Here is a 20,088-nt window from a genome sequence, read left to right as displayed (position 1 = left end):
TCTGGTCAAAAAATATGGACAGAATTGCAGATACTTTAACAACATTTACAGGGCCTATACCGCCAGATGGAAGACATCGAGCAGAAAAGTTATGTAGGCAACAAGTCACGCAAAAAAAAGCTGAACAAGTTCATCTCAATACTTTGTCTGTGTCTTTCGTAAACTCTTATCTACAATACATGGGATTTGAGACAGACTTAGACAAGAGCGAGAGTTGGAACCCTGTACAGCAGACACTTATGGATGTAGCTGATTTGTCGCTAAAAAACTTGGGATCGTTAGAATGCCGCCCAGTGTTGGAAGATGCACAATTGGTTTACGTACCACCTGAAGTACAGTCAAATCGAATTGGCTATGTAGCTGTGCAGATAAGAAAATCATTTCGAGAAGCGACGCTGCTGGGATTTGTCAGGCAGGTGCAAACTGATTTGTTCCCAATTAATCAATTGCAGCCTTTAGACAATCTACTGGAGTATTTAGAAGAACTTACTCAAGTGAGAGAAGCTGAGTTAACTTCTCAACCGCTCACTTCTAATAAAACTTTAGTTCAATTAAAGCAATGGTTAGAGAATATTTTTGAGGATGGTTGGCACGAAATTGAAACTCTTTTTGATAATCAAAAAGCTAATCTAGATTGGAGTCTAAGAGGAGCTAATAATTCTTTTATTAGCAGGGGTAAGCTGATTGATTTAGGAAAAACAGAAACCATTCTAGGCGTAATTCTAGTAGTTGCTTTCATTCAAGAGAAGGAGCAGGAAATAAACATTATCGTAGAGGTGCATCCTACATCCCAAGAAAGTTATCTGCCACCAAATCTCCAACTGATGGTGCTTGATTTTGAAGAAGCAGAGGAAAAATCTATTATGGAAGCGCAAACTAGAAGCTCTAACAAGAATATTCAATTGCAGTTTAGTGGCGATGTGGGAGAACGTTTCAGTATTAAATTGGTATTAGGGGATATTAGCGTTATAGAAAGTTTTCTCATCTGAAGCGAAAAACAATAGGGGTGCTGCAAATGGGAAAGTTAGTTGTTCTGAAGCTAGATGGCGATTTGGAGTTAGGGGTGCGGGTGACACTGGAAATTGGAGAAGATGGCAAACGCCCCAACATAGAAACCTTTGGTTATTTACCTCCCAATCTAGAAATAGCTAAAGCAATTGACGAGTGGCGGTCAACTTATTGTAGTTTAGGAAATGGCCGCATCAAAGCCAAAACAATTATTTACGATGGTTCTATTACCCAGCGGCGTGATGACTGTCAAAATAAAGCTTGTGAATTGCGATCGCACTTAAATCACTGGCTAAAGTCAGAGTCATTTTGTCGGATTCGGGAAAAATTGTCTATACACGTAAAGCCCGATGATGAGGTGCGAGTGCTGATTCGCACTTACTCTATGCAGCTACAGAAACTTCCTTGGCATATATGGGATTTGGTTGAGGACGATTACCTCAAAGCCGAAATAGCTTTGAGTATTCCAGAGTCAGAACAAGTAACTGTATCGCAGACATCGACCTACAGACATAAAATAAAAATATTGGCGATTTTGGGCAATACATCTGGTATTGATGTAGACAAAGACTGCGAATTATTAAAAAAATTGCCCAATGCTGCCACAACCTTTTTGACACAGCCTCAACGTAATCAGATCAACGATGAGCTGTGGAACCAACCTTGGAACATTTTATTTTTTGCTGGTCATAGTAAAAGCGAGGGTGAAACCGGTCGCATCTATATCAATGACAAAGATAGTTTAACAATTGCAGACTTGAAATATGCCCTGGCAAATGCTGTCACCAATGGGTTACAGTTGGCGATTTTCAACTCTTGTGATGGATTGGGATTAGCGCGAGAACTACAAGATTTACATATTCCCCAAATCATTGTCATGCGGGAACCTGTGCCTGATCTGGTGGCGCAAGCATTTTTAAGGCATTTTCTGGCAGCTTTTTCTTCAGGCGCATCTTTATATGTTGCAGTTCGCACTGCCAGAGAAAAACTACAAGGATTAGAGGACAAATTTCCAGGGGCAAGTTGGCTGCCGATGATTTGTGAAAATCCTGCTGCTACGCCGATAACTTGGCCAAAGCCCCGAATTAAATCTAACAGCCGCCTACTGATCAGGGGATTGCTAATGAGCGTGATGCTTACCATCAGCGTGTTAGGAGTCCGGCAAATGGGAAGATTGCAAACATGGGAGTTACAAGCTTACGATCAATTAATGCGATCGCGTCCTCAAGAAAAGCAAGATCCGCGCCTGTTAATAGTCACTGTTACCGAAGAAGATTTTCAGTTACCAGAACAAAAGGAAAGAAGAGGATCGCTATCGGAGCTAGCACTAGCTAGGCTTTTAGAAAAACTTGCACAGTTCCAACCCAAAGCCATTGGTTTGGATATTTATCACGATCAGTCATCACAAGGCAACCAAGCTTCTTTGGCAAGTAGGTTAAAAACAGATGACAAGCTTTTTGCAATTTGCAAAGTTCAAGAAGTTACAAAAGACCGTCCGGGAATTTCCCCTCCTTTGGGGGTTCCGCTAGAACGCCAAGGATTTAGTGATATTGTTCCAGATCCAGACCGCGTTCTACGTCGTCATTTATTGGCAATGCAACCAGCAGACGTAACCTCCCCTTGTACTGCACGCTACGCCCTTAATGCCCAACTGGCATTCCACTACTTGCAGGCAGAAGGGATTTCTGCCAAATACACTGATTCTGGGGATTTACAGTTAGGCAAGGTTGTTTTTAAGCGGTTGCAGCCTCAGATGGGTGGCTATCAACAAGCGGATACAGGCGGTTACCAAATATTGCTCAATTACCGATCTTTCCAAGGTTCTCCTGGAGAAATTGCTCCTAAAGTCACACTCACAGATGTTCTTAGGGGTAAAGTCAACCCTGAACAAGTTAAAGACAGAATTGTTCTCATTGGTACTACTGCCCAAAGCTTTCGTGATTATAGCCCTACCCCCTATATGACTAGGCAAGGTTTTTCCGAAGAAATACCAGGGGTGGTTTTGCAAGCACAAATGGTCAGTCAACTGGTGAGTGCGGTTATGGATGGGCGATCTTTGATATCTGTTTTGCCCGTTTGGGGCGAAGTTTTGTGGGTTTGGAGTTGGTCAGTGGTTGGAGGTGCGTTTGCCGTAGCCGGATCAGTGGCGATCGCACTAAGCGATCGCTCAAGACTATATTTAGTACTAGCAGGAGGAGGTGTACTTGGAGTTTTATACGTTTTTTGCTTAATTCTTTTTTACCAAGGGATTTGGGTTCCGCTAGTTCCGTCAGCTTTAGTTTTAGTAACTAGTGGCGGCACAGTGGCAATTTACCTATTGTCACAACAAAGCAGCGACAAGTAATTTCTACAGCTTGAGGTATAAAAAAAGATGAAACTCCCTATGCAAAAGATTCAAATTTTCCTCGCCGTTAGTTTAACATTCCTTAGCTCTATAGATGTGCAAGCACAGACTGCAAATCCTAATGGAGAATTAAACCCATCATTAATTTTTGCTGCACCGCCTCCACCAAAAGACATCGGGGAACCAGGTAAGCGAGGAGAGGCAGGTAGTCGTGGCTGTGGTCAGGATATAAATAAGCCTCTGACTTCTTCTCAAAAACGGCTCACAGCTTTAGTACCTGTTTATTCAAACTCAGAATTGGTGTTTGGAACAACGATCAGAGAGCATCCTAGTTTCTTATTTTATATTCCTTATTCATCCGACTTTGCATCTGGAGAGTTTGTGCTAGAAGATGAAGCAGGAGATCAGACTATTTACAAAACTTCTTTATCGGGGACACCAGGAATAGTAAACCTTCGCTTGCCATCAAAAGCAGCACCTTTAGAGATTGGCAAGCAATACCGATGGTATCTTAACATTTACTGTCAGAAGGATAACCAAATTATTGCTAATGTTGAAGGCTATGTAAAACGGGAGCAACTAAAACCTGCTTTGAAAACTCAATTGGAAAAAGCAACACCAAGCCAGCAAGTAAATCTTTATGCGGCTAATGGTATTTGGTATGAAGCGCTGAGTGCTGCTAGTGAATTGCGTCGCACCAATTCGCAAGATACTTCTTGGACGGCGCTGTTGAAAGCTGTGGGTTTGAATGACTTTGCAATTGAACCAAAAGTAGAGTGCTGCAATCTTGAGAATTAGGGCGTTGCATAAATGTGGGATGATTTTATAGAGTTTCCTTTGCACGGCAGTTGTCTTGCAACTATGCAACGCCAGAATTAACAGTGAAGAGCGATCGCTTTTGGAGAAAAGTTAGCGATGCTCTACACTTACTCAATGGTTAAGTCCCGTTAACTTGCAACCGCAACTGACTTTTTACGGTTAGAACGCTTGCGCTCTGATTTTTTCTTTAGTCCAACTGCTTGAGCTTGATCGCTGTCTGACCCATATTGCCCGCGCACAACTTCTTTCATAGCTAATACAGCATTGTGAAATTCCCATTCTGCTAATCGCGCAGCATCAGCCGCAGCACGGTATAAAGTTAGTTTCTCGATTTCGGCTTGTTGAAAACTCAACATAGTTTGATAAGCTTGGTGTAGGTTTGCAGCAGAGGCATCAGCACGGCTTGTATTGTATGTGCTGATGGTTTGAAAACCGTGCAATGAAGTAATATCTTGACTAATTGATTGAGGAGGCAAACGGCGTGTTGTATCTTGGGTAGCCATATATATATCCCGTAATAAAGTATACATTTAATATACCCATTACAACTCTAAAGCTAACAGGAGGCTTTTACAGCTATTTTTCGGGTAAATGTTGTACCACATCTTTTTTATCTCACGTAAAGCCACTCCAGACGCACAGAGGAATTAAGAGTGTGGTCTAAAAACATAGAAAACTGCTGTAAATTATGTAAGCCGATGCAATGGCATTGTTAGGCGATGCAATAACGTTGTTAGTCAATACAATGGCATTGTCACCCAATACAATCACATTGTCAGTCAAAACAATCGAATTGTCAGGCGATGCAATGGCATTGTCACCCAATACAATCGCATTGTAAGTTGATGCAATATGCTTTATATAAAAAGTTAATCTAAAAATTGCAGAGTTTCCTTTGAAAGTATATGTTTTTGGTTAAGCTTCTCCCAAAGCGGCTTGAAAAACTTGTTCAGCAGTTAAATTTAACTCTGGAAAAGTAAGTGATTCAATCCGGTCATTTCCTCGGAACTGAGTAATTTGATACTCTCCTTCCACTAGAGTGTAAACTGATACCGCCGGCTGTTTAGGATTCCCAATAAACCGCTTTCCACCTAGAGCAGCATAGTCAACAATCCAATATTCAGAAAGCCCCATTTCTTCGTACTCACCAAATTTGAGAAAATAGTCATCACGCCAGTTGGTACTGACCACTTCCACTATTAATGGAATTGATTCTGCCTGAGAAACAGTAGATGAATTTTTCCAAAATGGTTCATTCGCTAAATTAGTCAGGTTCAATACTAAGACATCAGGAATATAACCGGATTTTTTATCTACTGCTTTAACTAACGCTTGGCTAGGGATTGAATAAGCTAGATTGAATCTGCGAATTTCAAAGTTAAGTTCTCTAATCAAAAATGCCCTGACCAACTCATGGTCGCCTGTTGGTTGCATTTCAACTATGACTCCTTTATGTAATTCATATCTGCCATTTTCTGGTTTCCACTCTATAAACTCTTCAAAGGTTATCGGCTCAACTAAAGGTTGAAACATGATATTGTTTCCTTAATGCCTGGAACTATGCTTCACAAACTTTTTTGATTACGGAATAACCGCAGAAGTTCTTCTAACCCTGCGTTTAAGTTTCTCTTGTCAGCCTTCATTTCTCTAATATTAACTTGCTCTGCAAGATGCAGGTTTCAACCAAGGAGTATGAGGCGTAGTGGTGGGAAGATTTGCTGTCAGGACGACTTCTCCTTTTTGGTTTAGCGTCAAACCAGTAGCTTCTATGATGGGTTCTGCTGCGGGGGTATTTGTTTTGCTGGTAACAGATGAGCTACTGCGGTTATCAGCGTTTGAATTGAGACTCACCAAATCTACCTGCACTGCATCAGCGTTAAGAGCTTCGCCTGGATTAGGGGGCAAGCCACCGCGTCCAGTGATTGTAAAACTGCTCTTAGCTAAACTTCCACCAGCTTGACAAGTCTGTGCTACTTGGGTATCAACTGGTACAGTTGGCAAGTTAACTAAGCCACTGTTAGGGTCAATATCCGGCGTATTAAGTTCTACAGTGCCGTTTACCCCAAACTCAGAACTAGCGGTGATATCACTAAAGAAAGTTGGGTTAGAGCGGCGTTGAATGCCATAGATACCAATGGCTCGAATATCTACTCTCCCACCACTGCCTGTGTAAGCATTAGCAGTGATGTCGCTATTTTCGCTTGGGACAGCAACGATGAAGCCCGACGGGGCATCAATATTAATATTGCCACCATTACCACCAGCTTTTTCTGTGCCTGCGGTGGTGGAAATTTGAGCGCCACGACGCATAAGCAGTAAATCAGTTTGTAAGTTGATGCCGCCACCATCACCCGATGCAGATTGGGCGTTGAGTGTGCCACCGTTGTCTAAAGTAACTCTAGGTGAGGTGACGATAATATCTCCAGCAGTACCCGTCGGACTTTGGGAGTTAACGAACAAGCCAGTGTTATTAGAACTCTTGCCAGAAATGGTGAAAAAATCAGCAGCATTAACTTTGATTGCGCCTGCATTCCCTTGTCCAAGGGTTTCGGCAGTAAGTTTAGCGCCATCTTGTAACGAGAATGAACCAGAATCGATAGTAATGTTACCACTATTGCCAACTGTCCCCGTTTCCACCAAGCTGCCAATCCCACTAAAAAAACCGTTTTTCTCCCCAACAATATTAACAATGCCAGTAACATTCACATTGACATTCCCCGCATCCCCCTGTCCTGCTGGCTGGGTATCAGATGCTTCACGAGTAGCGGTTATTAGTTGAGCACCATCAATTAGTGATAGTGTTGCAGCATTGATGTTGATATTGCCACCCTTACCTATACCCCCAGCATTCACCGTGCTAAAGATGTAAGCATTATCTGCAAGCGAAACAGCATCTCGTGCCCGCACTGTCACATTCCCTGCATTACCTTGTCCAGCAGTTGAGACACTAAGTTGAGTGCGATCGCGTAATGAGAAAGAACCAGAATCGATAGTAATGTTACCCCCATTGCCAACTGTCCCCGTATCCACCCGACTGAAAATCCCACTAAAAAGACCGTTTTTCTCCCCAGCAATATCAACAGCGTCTGTAACATTAACATTGACATTCCCCGCATCCCCTCGTCCTGCTGGCTGGTTAGCAGATGCTTCACGAGTAATAGTTAGCAGTTGAGCGCCATCAATTAGTGATAGTGTTGCAGCATTGATGTCGATATTGCCACCTTTACCTACACCCCCTGCTTCCACCGTGCTGAAGATGGAAGCATCTACAAGCGAAACAGCATCTCGTGCCCGCACTGTCACATTCCCTGCATTGCCTTGTCCAAGGGTTGAGGCTGAAAGTTGAGCGCGATCGCGTAACGAGAAAGAACCAGAATCGATAGTAATGTTACCACCATTGCCTTGTCCCAGGGTTAAGGCTGAAAGTTGAGCGCGATCGCGTAATGAGAAAGAACCAGAATTGATAGTAATGTTACCACCATTGCCAATTGTCCCCATTTCCACCCGACTGAAAATCGCACTAACAGAACCGTTTTTCCTCCCACCAATATCAACAGCGTCTGTAACATTAACATTGACATTCCCCGCATCCCCCCGTCCTGCTGGCTGGGTATCAGATGCTTCACGAGTAATAGTTAGCAATTGAGCACCATCAATTAGTGATAGTGTTGCAGCATTGATGTCGATATTGCCACCTTTACCTACACCCCCTGCTTCCACCGTGCTGAAGATGGAAGCATCTGCTAGAGTTACAGCATCTCGTGTCCGTACTGTCACATTCCCTGCATTGCCTTGTCCAAGGGTTGAGGCTGAAAGTTGAGCGCGATCGCGTAATGAGAAAGAACCAGAATCGATAGTAATGTTACCCCCATTACCAACTGCCCCCGTATTCACCGTACTGAAAATCGCACTAAAAAAACCATTTTTCTCCCCAACAATATCAACAATACCTGTAACATTCACATTGACATTCCCCGCATCCCCCCGTCCTGCTGGCTGGTTAGCAGATGCACCACTAGTAACAGTTTGCAGTTGAGCGCCATTAATTAGTGATAGTGTTGCAGCATTGATGTCGATATTGCCACCTTTACCTACACCCCCTGCTTGCACCGTGCTGAGGATGGAAGCATTATCTGCAATAGAAACAGCATCTCGTGTCCGTACTGTCACATTCCCCGCATTCCCTTGTCCAAATGTTGAGGCTTTAAGTTGAGCGCGATCGCGTAACGAGAAAGAACCAGAATCGATAGTAATATTCCCCCCATTGCCAACTGCCCCCGTACCCACATCGCTGCTAATCCCACTGGTAAAACCGTTTTTCTCCCCAGCAATGTCAACCAACCCGGTGACTTTTACATTGACATTCCCCGCATCCCCCCGTCCTGCTGGTTGGGTAGCTGATACACTACCAGTTACCAGTTGAGCGCCATCAGTAAGTGATAATGTTGCAGCATCAATGTCGATATTGCCACCTTTACCAACACCCCCAGCTTCCACCGTGCTGAAGATGTAAGCATTATCTGCAAGCGAAACAGCATCTTTTACCCGCACTGTCACATTCCCTGCATTCCCTTGTCCAAATGTTGAGGCACTAAGTTGAGCGCGATCGCCTAACGAGAAAGAATCAGAATCAATAGTAATGTTACCCCCATTGCCAAGTGACCCTAAGCGCACAAGATTACGAACTATGCTCCCACCAGCAACTTTAATTTGCCCGGTAGCATTCAGCGTAATATCTCCTGCAAGACTTTCAGGTGTCCCCAAACCTTGCCCAATACCAGCAGTTAGAACAGTTCCTCCTAAAATCTCTAGATTTCTGGCATTGACTGCAATATTACCGCCACTAGCCCCAGTTACAAATACACCTGCTTGATTGGTGAGGGATACCGAAGCTCGCGCTACATTCTCAGGAAATATCAAGCTGAGATTATCGCCATCTACACCCAGCGCTACACTACCAGCTTGGGCCAATCCTCCTAACTCAACTCGTCCACCATTAGCATTTAATCGTCCTCCATCTATGCTGACATTACCACCTACCAGCAGCAAACTCTTACCATTTGGTACTCGTAAACCAAATGCATTAAAGCCTGCTGGATCTGTTCCTGCGAATGCAATTGAGTTATTTTGAATTGCTGCATTTTGATTAATCTGATTAAACAGCAATGCTGAAGGATTAATAGTCAACAACGATGAGGGGATATTTTTCTCAGTAGCGCTAAAAAATCCTCGACTTCCAAATTGCAATGCATTGGCTGTACTCGCAACAAACGAACCACCAACATTTAATTGAGCATTCTGACCAAATACAATTCCATTGGGATTTATTAAAAATAAATTAGCTGTGCCATTAGCGTAAATTAACCCATCAATATTAGAGACTGACCCACCCGTTACGCGACTGATAATATTCTGAATATCCGCAGCATTATTAAACAAAGCAGCGCCGTTAATAGGGACAGAAAATTCCCGAAAGCTGTGGAATAAGTTACCACCTGCTGGGGTTCCTCCTTCAATGATGCTGTTGTTGCCTTCTAATTTGACAGTAGAGTTATTAGGCAAAGTGCCATCCGGGATAATTTGGGCAAAAGCGCAATTTGTACTCCAAATGCTTGAACCACATATTGCAATTCCGATAAACCAGTCCCAACGAATATTTATCTTGGACATTGCACCCCTTTAAGCGAACAGCAGTTGCTAAACTTTTGGTTATGTCACACCACTAATGTAGGTTTACTGTGGTTGCAGTCACCTCTGGATAATTCTCGGTTGCGATCGCATTAGTTTTACGCAAAACTTGCTCATTTCTTTACATAAATTTATACAATGGCATTGTTAGTCGAAACAATCGAATTGTCAGCCAATACAATGGCATTGTTAATCGAAACAATCGAATTGTTAGTCAATACAATGGCATTGTTAGTCGAAACAATCGAATTGTCAGTCAATACAATGGCATTGTCAACCGCAACAATCGAATTGTTAGTCGATGCGATCGCATCTGCCTAAGTAAATAAACAAAAAGTTAACTCCAATCACAACTTGAAGTGGTGATGGCTCAAAGCCAATTACCCAAAAGAACATAGGGGGCCCAAAACCTGGGACGTTTGTATTTGGGATTTTGCAAAAGAGCTAGCTGGGCGTGACGGAGTACTTCAGCTTTAGTCAGGTTTTTGTTGCCTAACTCTTGGTAAAATTGACTCATCAACACAGCAGTAGACTCATCATCCAAGTTCCACAAAGAAGCGATCGTACTGCGTGCTCCTGCCTGAAAAGCAACACCAGCAATTCCTAGTGCAGCTTGTTTGTCGCCGGCAGCTGTTTGACAGGCACTAAGAATTAGCAATTCAATTGCTTCGGGTCTATTTTGCTCTAGTGTTCGCACTAAGTCATTTAACTTTTCCACATAAATACGCTCATCCCAAGCAACAATAAATGTCTCCTCAGCCTTGGAGCTAAACTGACCATGAGTTGCAAGATGAACGATAGGGAAAGGTAGAGAATTAATCCGGTTTTGCAAAGCTTCGCTGGTAAATTCTTGATTCAGAAGGATGCTGCTAGGGACTTGAGAGCGGATTTGTTCTAATTCAAGTTTGACGTTGGGTAGTGCAGAAAATCCCGAACTTGCTTCACTCAATCCTGCTGCTATTGCCTTGAATTCCTTCTCTGATGTTTTGGGTTCAATCAGTTGCAGGCTGGGTGTAAGTGCAATGTTAAACTTCTCAACTAGATACTGTTTGCCATCGTAGAGAGCTGCCATCGGAATATTTCGCAACCAACCATCCAGCACAAACACCAAAGTAGGAGTCTTATTTTCAGCTAAGGCAGCTTCAGCAGGTTGAATCAGCCATTTGTAAACCTTCTGGGATAAAGATTGAACCTGTCGCAGGGTGTGTGGTTTGGGTAGATTTTCCTGTAGTTGCGCTAAAGTAGTCTCCACTTCTTTTTCAACTACAGGGGTACTGTAGTGCAACCAACGCTGTTGAGGCAACTGGAGGATGACTTCTAATCGGTCTGGCAAAATAAATGGATAAATAATTGCTGCTTTTGGATCTTTTTTTGGATTAACGATTTGAGCATTCAAACAGTTGTTGCGAAAGAAGTTTTCTAGTTCTGCTATTTGGAGTAATTCGATTGTATTGCTGGCTTTTGCGAGATTTTCTGAGCTAACTTGATTACCCTGAGATTGCAAAAGTAAATCAACCAACTGTCGATAAACTGGTTCAACTTCCTCTCGAAAGGAAAATTTAACGGCAGAATTGACAGCAACTAAATCACTGCGGAGAGCTTGGAGGTTATTAACTGCTTCTGTGTAAGCTGCTACTGCTCCTTTTATATCTCCCTTAGTTTTAAGCAAACGTCCCAGTTGCCATTGCCATTGATAGCCAATGTCTTTAGCATCGATAGCTTGAGCGATGAGCAAGGCTTGTTGGGTGAGGTTTTGGGCATCAGACAACTGTTGAGTTTGTTCGTACACTTGACCTAAAACACCAAGAGCATAGGATTGTGTGCGTTTATCTTGCAAACTTTTTGCTTGCTCAATAGCAGTTGCTAGTAATTGGGCAATGTCCAACGATGAGGGAGTGTTTGCGGCGGTTTTTTTTCGGAATTGCATTAGACTTTGGGCAAAGTTAATGCGGGCAGAAATTGCTGTTCGACTAACGGGTAAGTCGTTAAGCTGAGTTTTAATTTGGGAGGACAATGTTTGGAAAGCTGACAATTGGTCAGTTTCCAGTAGTAGTCTGAGTTGATTGGCTTGAGCTTGGATGCGTGTAGTGGGTGAGCTTGCAGTTTTAATAGTTTGCTGATAAAGTTTTATCGCTGTTTGCGTGTCTTGCTGAACACGGGCTGTATTACCCAGACTGAGGAGAATATCAGCGATCGCTTCTTTATCTTGCAACGATGAAGCTATTTCTAAACTTTGCTGCAATATCTGCCGAGATGTTTCTAAATCACCTGTAACTTGCACGACATTGCCGAGACTATGCAAAGCTGCGACTTTAACAGGTGAGTTGGGTTGACTTTGGAGAATCTGGGTACTTTCTCTTAAGGTCTTCTCGGCTTGCCGATAAAATCCTAAAGTTTGCAAAGCTTGCGCTTGGTTAATCCGATTTTGAAGAACCGCCCTTTCATTGCCGCTTTTGGTATAAATATCAAGTGAGACTCGCCAAGTATCCAAGGCATCTTCAGCTTTGCTTTGAGCCAATTGCAGGCGACCTTTGATATCTAAGACTTGGGCTAGAATTTGCGAGGAGTCTTTGCTGTCTATATTTTTAGCAGATTGTAATAAGTTGAGACTTTGAGCGATCGCACCTTCTGCCTCTGACCACTGTCCCAATTGCTGATAAGCTAATGAGAGATTACCCAGTGCGATCGCTTGCCTCAATTCATCTTCATTAGCTTTGAATGCAGAGATACCCTGTTGCCAAGAAGTAGCAGCTTCAGCAAACCGTTCAGCTTCATAAAATTTACTGCCCTGTTCCAGCAAACTCTCGGCATAAGACAACTTTTGAAGACTAGAGTTTTCCGCAGTTACATGTGCAAAAGTAGGGGGCAATAACCCCGCGCCTAAGAACATAGCCAAAAGCAGCAGTACACTTAAAAAGCGTTTGATTTTCCGTAATCTAGATTTTTTTCTTGCCATGTTTTTGCCCCCATTCGCACCGCGTTTTTACTAAAAATAGACAGTGTAAGTTGCTCAACCTCCCTGGTGTTGATTAACCACACGGCAATCGGCTGTCCTCTGCCAGGAAGAATGAGGAGTGAGTGTGGGTGCAGAGCTAGTGAGAATAACATCGCCATTAGCAGCAATTACCCAACCAGCAGCTTCTACTATGCGAGTTGGTGTTGAGTTCATGGGATTTGTGGAAACTGCTGGAGTATTATCTACTTCTGGGTTGAGAGACACCAAATCTACCTGCACTGCGTCAGCGTTGAGGGCTTCACCCGGATTAGGTGGTAAGCCGCCGCGTCCAGTGATTGTAAAACTGCTCTTAGCTACAGCGCTACCTGCGGTACACCCCTGTGCTACTTGGGTATCAACTGGTACAGTTGGTAAGTTGACTAAGCTACTGTTGGGGTCAATATCCGGCGTGTTAAGTTCTACAGTGCCGTCTACGCCAAACTCAGAACTGGCAGTGATATCACTCAGAGAAGTTGGGAGCTGGCGGCGTTGAATGCCATAAATACCAATAGCTTGAATATCTACTCTTCCACCTGTACCTGTGTAAGCATTAGCAGTAATATCGCTATTTTCGCTTGGGACAGCAACAATGAAGCCCGACGGGGCATCAATATTAATGTTGCCACCATTACCACCAGTTAGGGCTGTGCCTGCGGTGGTAGAAATTTGAGCGCCACGACGGAGAAGGAGTAAATCAGTCTGTAAGTTGATGTCGCCACCGTTACCTGATTCAGATTGGGCGTTGAGTTTACCACCCTTGTCTAAGGTAACTCTAGGTGAGGTGACGATAATATCTCCAGCAATACCCGTCTTACTTTGGGAGTTAACGAACAAGCCACTGGTAAAGTTGGCACTATTGCCAGAAATGGTAAGAAAATCAGCAGCATTAACTTTGATTGCACCTGCATTGCCTTGTCCAAGGGTTGAGGCATTAAATAGAGCGCCATCTTGTAATGAGAAAGAACCGGAATCAATAGTAATGTTACCCCCATTGCCAACTGTCCCTTCTTCCACCCGACTGGAAATCCCACTAACAAAACCATTTTTCTCCCCAACAATGTTAACAGCGCCAGTAACTTTCACGTTGACATTCCCCGCATCCCCTCGTCCTGCTGGCTGGTTCCCAGATGCCCAACTAGTGCTAGTTAGCAGTTGAGCGCCATCAGTTAGTGAGAAAGATGCAGCATTAATGTCAATATTGCCACCCTTACCTACGCCTCCTGATCCCACCGTGCTGAAGATGGCAGCAGTATCAGCAAGGGAAACAGCATTTTTAGCCCGCACTGTCACATTCCCTGCATCCCCTTGTCCAAGGGTTTCGGCAGAAAGAAAAGCGCCATCTTGTAATGAGAAAGAACCAGCATCGATAGTAATATTACCTCCATTGCCAACTGTGCCTCTTTCTACGCGGCTTACAATCCCACTAAAAAAACCATTTTTCTTCCCAGCAATATCAACAATGCCTGTAACATTAACATTGACATTCCCTGCATCTCCCCGTCCTGCCGGCTGCGTAGCAGATGCACGAAGAGTAGCGGTTTGCAGGTTAGCGCTATCACTAATTGATAGTTTTGCAGCATTGATGTCGATATTGCCACCTTTACCTATACCCCCAGCATCTACCAGGCTGAAGATATTAGCATTTGCAAGGGAAACAGCATCGATTGCACTCACTGTCACATTCCCCGCATTTCCTTGTCCTTGTGTTGAGGCATTAAGTAGAGCGCCATCTCGTAACGAGAAAGAACCAGAATCGATAGTAATGTTACCTCCATTGCCAACCGTCCCCGTTTGCACCAAGGTGTGAATCCCACTAAAAAAAAGGTTTTTCCTCCCAGCAATGTCAACTTTTCCAAAGACTTTCACATTGACATTCCCCGCATTCCCCCGTCCTGCTGGCAGGGTATCAGATGCTCTAAGAGTAGCAGTTGCCAGTTGAGCGCCATCTTTTAGCGATAAGGAGCTAGCATTGATGTCGATATTGCCTCCCTTACCTACACCTCCTGATCCCACTGTGCCCAAGATGTAAGCATCTGCTAGAGTTACAGCATCGAGTGCCTGCACTATCACATTCCCGGCATTTCCTTGTCCTAATGTTGAAGCAGCAATTTGAGCGCGATCGCGTAACGATAATGATCCAGAATCGATAGTAATGTTACCCCCATTGCCAACTGCCCCCCTTTGCACGAAGCTGTTAATCCCACTGGCTAAACCATTTTTCTCCCCAGTAATATCAACAGCGCCAGTAACATTAACATTGACATTCCCTGCATTTCCTTGTCCTAATGTTGAGGCAGCAATTTGAGCGCCATCTTGTAACGAGAAGGAATCAGAATCAATAGTAATATTACCCCCATTGCCAAGTGACCCCAAGCCCACCAGATTGCTAACACTACTCCCAGTGCCAGCAACTTTGATTTTCCCGGTAGCATTCAGCGTAATATCTCCTGCAACAGTTTCAGGTGTACCCAAACCTTGCCCAATACCAGCAGTTAGTAGAGTTTCTCCTAAAATCTCTAGATTTCTGGCATTGACTGCAATATTACCCCCACTATCCCCAGTTACATATATACCTGCTTGATTGGTGAGGGATATATCTGTTCGCGCAACATTATCAGGAAATTTCAAACTGAGATTATCGCCATCTACACCCAGCAAGATAGTACCAGGTTCGCCCAATCCTCCTAACTCAACTCGTCCACCATTAGCATTTAATCGTCCCCTATCAATGCTGACATTACCACCCACCAGCAGTAGATTTTTACCATCTGGTACTCGTAAACCAAATGCATCAAAGCCTGCTGGATCTTTTCCTGCAAATGCAACTGAGTTATTTTGAATCGCTGCGTTTTGATTAATCTGATTAAACAGCAATGCTGAAGGATTAATAGTCAACAACGGTGAAGGGATATTTGGATCAGTAGCGCTAAAAAATCCGATATTTCCAAATTGCAATGCGTTCGCTGTACTCGCCACAAAGGAACCACCAACATTTAAGCTGGCATTTGCACCAAATACAATTCCGTTGGGATTAATTAGAAATAGGTTAGCCGTAGCATTAGCGCGAATTATCCCATCAATCTCAGAAACTGACCCACCCGTTACCCTACTGATGATATTTTGAATATTCGCAGCATTATTAAAAAAAGCAGTGCCGCCCCTTGGAACGGAAAACTCTTGAAAACTATGGAACAAATTGCTTCCAGCTTGGGTTCCCCCTTCAATGGTACTGATGTTGTTTTGTGTTGTAACACTCGAATTATTGGGTAGAGTGCTATCGGGGGTAATTTGGGCAAAAGCGGAATTAAAAGGAAAAACGAATGTCTGCAATACGCTTTCGCCGATCGCACTACCCATCACCAACCAACTTCCCAGTGCGAATTTCCAGCACCAATGCTGCCTACTTCGCTTCATTCTAGACATTGCACCCCTTCAATAGCCAGCAAGTTAACTACAACCCCTATAAGGATAGATAGAAAACCCACGGTAGGATGCGAGAAATAGTTACGAATAGTTACGCTGCAATCGCGCTAAATGTCTGCAATCAACCTTGCCTTCCTCAAAAAGAATTGCATCACAGTCTCTTCTCTAGAAATAATATCGACTGTACCCTCCATTCCCAATTGGATAGCACATTGGTGTTTTTCCCTACCCAAAGAAAGATTTTCTGGCTCAATTGTTACCCCATAGAACCCACCAACGCCTGCCATTTTTTGGCTCTCAGATGTTGCGGCGCTGGCATTAGCAGCATTCCCAACAGGTGCGTTGGCGTAGCCCGCCGCAGGCATCGCATCTGGGGAAATCGTCTTAACCTTGCCTTTGAGAGTCCCGTAGTCTGGATAAGGACAGGCAGAAACTCGCATTTGTACTGTTTGACCTTGTTTCAACTTATTTTTATCCTGAAGTGCTACTGCTGCCTTAATCTCCAAGGGAGCATCACTGGGGACAATTTGGGCAATCTGCTCTCCAGCAGGCACAGTTTGACCAGAGTTTCGCAGGTTTAATTTAGAAACGATTCCGTCTGCTGTGGCAGTAATTATAGTCTGGCTGAGGTCGATATTTATTTGTTGGAGTTCGCGGGTGTCGCGCTCTAATTGTTTTTGGATTTCAATTCGTTGCTGGATTAGGGCAAGGCGTTCTTTATCTAAAGTTGCAATGCTGGCTTTCCCGGTAGCTTTTTCTTGGGCAATGCGATTAAAAGCGATCGCTACTTGTGCATTACTAGGATTGAGGGCAGTTTGGACATTTTGCAATTTGGCTTTAGCTGCTAAGAGTGCTTGTTCTTGCTGGCGAACAGCTAGTTGTGCCTCCTCAAATTGATCTTGAGACAAAGCTCCGGCTTTGGCTACACTCTCATAGCGATTGCGCTTTGACTGGGCTGCTTTCAGAATAGCATCCGTGGCTTTGACATTCGCATCCGCTTCTTCGACATCAGTAGTGGTAGTAATAAGTTTATCTTGATAGTTCCGACTGCGATCGCTTAATTCAGCTTCAGTAGCAGCAATAACCCGGTTTAGGCGCTCAGTTTCAGCTAAAACCTGGCTATTAATGGCGTTAATCTGGGCATTAATTTGAAAGAGTTGTAAACGACTTTGCCCAATGTTACTTTCGAGTTGGCTCTTTTTAGTTTGTAGCTTTGAGTTGTCAATAGTGGCAATGACATCCCCTTTTTTGACAACTTGATTCTCTGCAACAAAAACCCGTGTCACCTGACCTTCGGTAGCAGCTTGAACAATCCGCAATTCACCAGCAGGGCGGACAACAGCTTGTCCTTTAACTGTCACTTTATATTTGGTAACAGAGGCGAGTGGAACGCCTAACCCCACAGCACAGACAAGAACTACTCCGCCCCAAGTAGTCCAACGACCAAGTGGCGGGAGAAACTCGTTGTCTTGAATTGGGGGCAAGTAATCTGAGTTGGAATGGCTAATCATGCTATTTTAATTAATGATTGTGCTGAATTTACCGTTAGAGTTAGAAGATTTAGGTACTAAACCATTTGTAAATTGGTCAACGCCGTCTAAAAAGTCTAAGTGCTCACCAGCTTGATGGCGCAGAGCCTCTGGAGTGCCTTGGATTTTCAAACGCCCTTCTTCCAGCAGTACAATCCAATCAGCCCGCCCAATAACTTTAGGGCGGTGGCTAATCATAATTGTGGTTTTGCCCAGCCGATGGGACAGCAGTTTATCTAGCAGTTGGGCTTCACTGACTGGGTCGAGAGCGCCAGTGGATTCATCTAAAATTAATATCGGCGGGTCAGTAACTATAGCTCTAGCGATCGCTAATCTCTGTCGTTGTCCACCAGAAAGATTCGCGCCAAATTCGCCTAAAACAGTTTGATACTTATCGGGCAGTTTACTAATAAACTCATCTGCACCAGCAATCTCGCAAGCTTGCACAATTTGTTCAAAGGTAATTTGAGGATAGCTGAAACGGAAATTTTCAAGAATTGAGCGACTCCAGAAGTGGGGTTCTTGAGGTACTAGCACCACCTGTTGACGCAGACATTCCATTGAGAGGTCTTGCTGATTATAGATGCCATAGCGAATATTGCCAGATTGAAGGACGTATAAACCAGCAAGCAGTTTGGCGAAGGTGCTTTTACCACAACCGGATTTACCAATTAGACCAATGACTTGACCGCCAGGGATAATCAGCGAAAAATCTTGCAGCAAGTCAACTCTACCTGCGTGGTGGAAATTAAGGTTGGTGCAAGTAATATCTATATTGCCCTTAAGTTCTGCCCAAGGCTTTTTCTCGTCTTTGTCGTCTTCTGGGGTAGCATCAATCACCTCCGTCAGGCGTTGGATGACAATCTGGGCTGTGATAAACTCATCAATTAAGCCGATAACTGAACCCAAAAAGCCGAGAAAGTTGCCACTCATACCAGTAAATGCTAGCAACTGACCGATGCTCAAAGTGCGATTAATTACCAAGTATGAGCCTAACCACAGTAAGGCAATACTAGTAAAAGTAGAAATAATATTAGTAATTGTGCCACTGTAAAGCCCCAACTTCATCGTACTCCAGCCCAAGTTAGCAAGCCGACCATAATTTGCCTGATACTCTTGCCAAGCTTGGGGAGTGGCTTGAGTAGTTTTTAGCACCTGGACACCGCGAAAAGTTTCAACGAGAAAGCCTTGGTTTTCTGTACCCAACACAATCGCCTGACGGGTTTTCTGGCGCAAAGCCGGGAGAAAAAGCAGGTTAACAAGGGTGACAATCATAAAGGCAGCCAGGGAAGCCAAAGTCAATCCCCAACTGTAAAAGAGCATGAAGCCCAAGGAAACCAAGGCGATAAAAAATTGGCTGGGTAAACCGAGGACAATTTGAGAAACTAGCTCGTTGATGTGATTCACATCGGCAATCCGGCTGACTACTTCCCCACTGCGTCGTCCTTCAAAGTACGAGAGGGGCAAACGCAACAGTTGTCGTCCGTATTCTAGAATCAATCCTAATTGTAGGCGTTGACCAAAGTGACCAATTAAGTGAGATTGTACCAAACCGATCGCACTGCTAAATAAACTCATAGCGATCGCTCCAATCGCCACGACGGTTAGTAGCTGGGTATCTCCCCGCACGAGTACGTCATCAGTGAGCAATTGCATCATTAAAGGAGAAACAAGGGAAAGCAGACCGATGACGATGTTAATTGCGATCGCTTGGATGAGAATAGCGCGATAGGGTAAAACCCGCATCAGATAACGTCCAAAGCCGCCAATTTTATCATCTGATTGCTGATAAAAGCGGCTGTCGTCTGGCGTTAGCAGCAGCATGATGCCATTACCCCACCCTTCTAGTAACTCCTCGCGGGTAAGATAGCGGATGCCTACACCAGGGTCAGCAATTACATATTTTTTCCCCTTTTGCCCGTATAAAACGACCCAGTGGTAGCCTTTCCAGTGAATGATGGCGGGTAGAGAAATTTTGTGCAAAGAGTCAAGCAGTTGCTGTGAGGCTTTGACTTGGCGAGCATTGAATCCTAAAGTTTCAGCGCCCCGGCTCAACCCCAGCAGAGAGGTTCCTCGTGACCCTGTACCGACGGCTTCCCGCACCCGACTGATGGCAAAGGTGCGTCCGTAGTGTTTGGCAACAGTGGCAATGCAAGCAGCACCACAGTCTTCTTCGCTGTGTTGCAGGATACTTTGATATTTCATCGTTAAAGCTCAAACATTTAGGTTTGGATGCATATTTGGTTCTATATCTGTTGTTGATTTTTGGAAAGGTATGCTTC

Annotated in this window: 12 protein-coding genes; 5 read left to right on the top strand and 7 right to left on the bottom strand. The window is 44.0% G+C overall.

Annotation, left to right across the window (positions count from 1 at the left end):
• Positions 1 to 14 precede the first annotated feature (14 nt).
• From H6G96_RS23220 to H6G96_RS23210, 3 genes are read left to right on the top strand one after another with little or no spacing between them, the layout of a single operon-like run.
• The gene (locus tag H6G96_RS23220) at positions 15 to 989 is read left to right on the top strand and encodes a DUF1822 family protein (RefSeq protein WP_190913828.1); all 975 of its coding nucleotides are present in this window, start codon (positions 15 to 17) and stop codon (positions 987 to 989) included.
• Positions 990 to 1,015: 26 nt separating this feature from the next.
• The gene (locus H6G96_RS23215; protein ID WP_190913825.1) at positions 1,016 to 3,352 is read left to right on the top strand and encodes a CHASE2 domain-containing protein; all 2,337 of its coding nucleotides are present in this window, start codon (positions 1,016 to 1,018) and stop codon (positions 3,350 to 3,352) included.
• Positions 3,353 to 3,379: 27 nt separating this feature from the next.
• Complete coding sequence (locus H6G96_RS23210) at positions 3,380 to 4,150, top strand: DUF928 domain-containing protein (protein ID WP_190913823.1); 771 nt, start codon at positions 3,380 to 3,382, stop codon at positions 4,148 to 4,150.
• Between the two features lie 149 nt (positions 4,151 to 4,299).
• Here the strand turns inward: H6G96_RS23210 and H6G96_RS23205 are convergent, their stop codons facing one another.
• Positions 4,300 to 4,674: a hypothetical protein gene (locus H6G96_RS23205; RefSeq protein WP_190913820.1), complete on the bottom strand. Its 375-nt coding sequence runs from the start codon at positions 4,672 to 4,674 to the stop codon at positions 4,300 to 4,302.
• A gap of 200 nt (positions 4,675 to 4,874) precedes the next feature.
• On the opposite strand from H6G96_RS23205, the gene H6G96_RS23200 reads away from it, so the two are divergent.
• Positions 4,875 to 5,012: a hypothetical protein gene (locus H6G96_RS23200; RefSeq protein WP_190913818.1), complete on the top strand. Its 138-nt coding sequence runs from the start codon at positions 4,875 to 4,877 to the stop codon at positions 5,010 to 5,012.
• A 74-nt stretch (positions 5,013 to 5,086) separates the two neighbouring features.
• Here the strand turns inward: H6G96_RS23200 and H6G96_RS23195 are convergent, their stop codons facing one another.
• Positions 5,087 to 5,704, bottom strand: coding sequence for a Uma2 family endonuclease (locus tag H6G96_RS23195; RefSeq protein WP_190913816.1), 618 nt, complete (start codon positions 5,702 to 5,704; stop codon positions 5,087 to 5,089).
• 120 nt (positions 5,705 to 5,824) lie between these two features.
• Positions 5,825 to 9,841, bottom strand: coding sequence for a filamentous hemagglutinin N-terminal domain-containing protein (locus H6G96_RS23190; protein ID WP_190913813.1), 4,017 nt, complete (start codon positions 9,839 to 9,841; stop codon positions 5,825 to 5,827).
• 156 nt (positions 9,842 to 9,997) lie between these two features.
• On the opposite strand from H6G96_RS23190, the gene H6G96_RS23185 reads away from it, so the two are divergent.
• Positions 9,998 to 10,180, top strand: a complete 183-nt coding sequence (locus tag H6G96_RS23185; RefSeq protein ID WP_190913810.1) for a hypothetical protein — start codon at positions 9,998 to 10,000, stop codon at positions 10,178 to 10,180.
• A gap of 49 nt (positions 10,181 to 10,229) precedes the next feature.
• Here H6G96_RS23185 and H6G96_RS23180 read toward each other — a convergent pair whose 3' ends face one another.
• The 4 genes from H6G96_RS23180 to H6G96_RS23165 form a co-directional block, all read right to left on the bottom strand.
• On the bottom strand, positions 10,230 to 12,815 hold the full coding sequence (locus tag H6G96_RS23180; RefSeq protein ID WP_190913807.1) for a CHAT domain-containing protein: 2,586 nt from the start codon (positions 12,813 to 12,815) through the stop codon (positions 10,230 to 10,232).
• A 54-nt stretch (positions 12,816 to 12,869) separates the two neighbouring features.
• On the bottom strand, positions 12,870 to 16,277 hold the full coding sequence (locus H6G96_RS23175; protein ID WP_242063376.1) for a filamentous hemagglutinin N-terminal domain-containing protein: 3,408 nt from the start codon (positions 16,275 to 16,277) through the stop codon (positions 12,870 to 12,872).
• Between the two features lie 107 nt (positions 16,278 to 16,384).
• Positions 16,385 to 17,788 carry an HlyD family efflux transporter periplasmic adaptor subunit gene (locus H6G96_RS23170; protein ID WP_190913804.1) on the bottom strand — a complete coding sequence of 468 codons (1,404 nt, stop codon included), beginning with the start codon at positions 17,786 to 17,788 and terminating at the stop codon, positions 16,385 to 16,387.
• A gap of 6 nt (positions 17,789 to 17,794) precedes the next feature.
• Complete coding sequence (locus tag H6G96_RS23165) at positions 17,795 to 20,011, bottom strand: peptidase domain-containing ABC transporter (RefSeq protein WP_190913802.1); 2,217 nt, start codon at positions 20,009 to 20,011, stop codon at positions 17,795 to 17,797.
• Positions 20,012 to 20,088: the final 77 nt, after the last annotated feature.

It is taken from the genome of Nostoc sp. FACHB-892, from assembly GCF_014698795.1.
GTDB lineage: Bacteria > Cyanobacteriota > Cyanobacteriia > Cyanobacteriales > Nostocaceae > Nostoc.
Note: the sequence above shows the minus strand (reverse complement) of the source record. Positions and strands in the feature narration are given on the sequence as shown.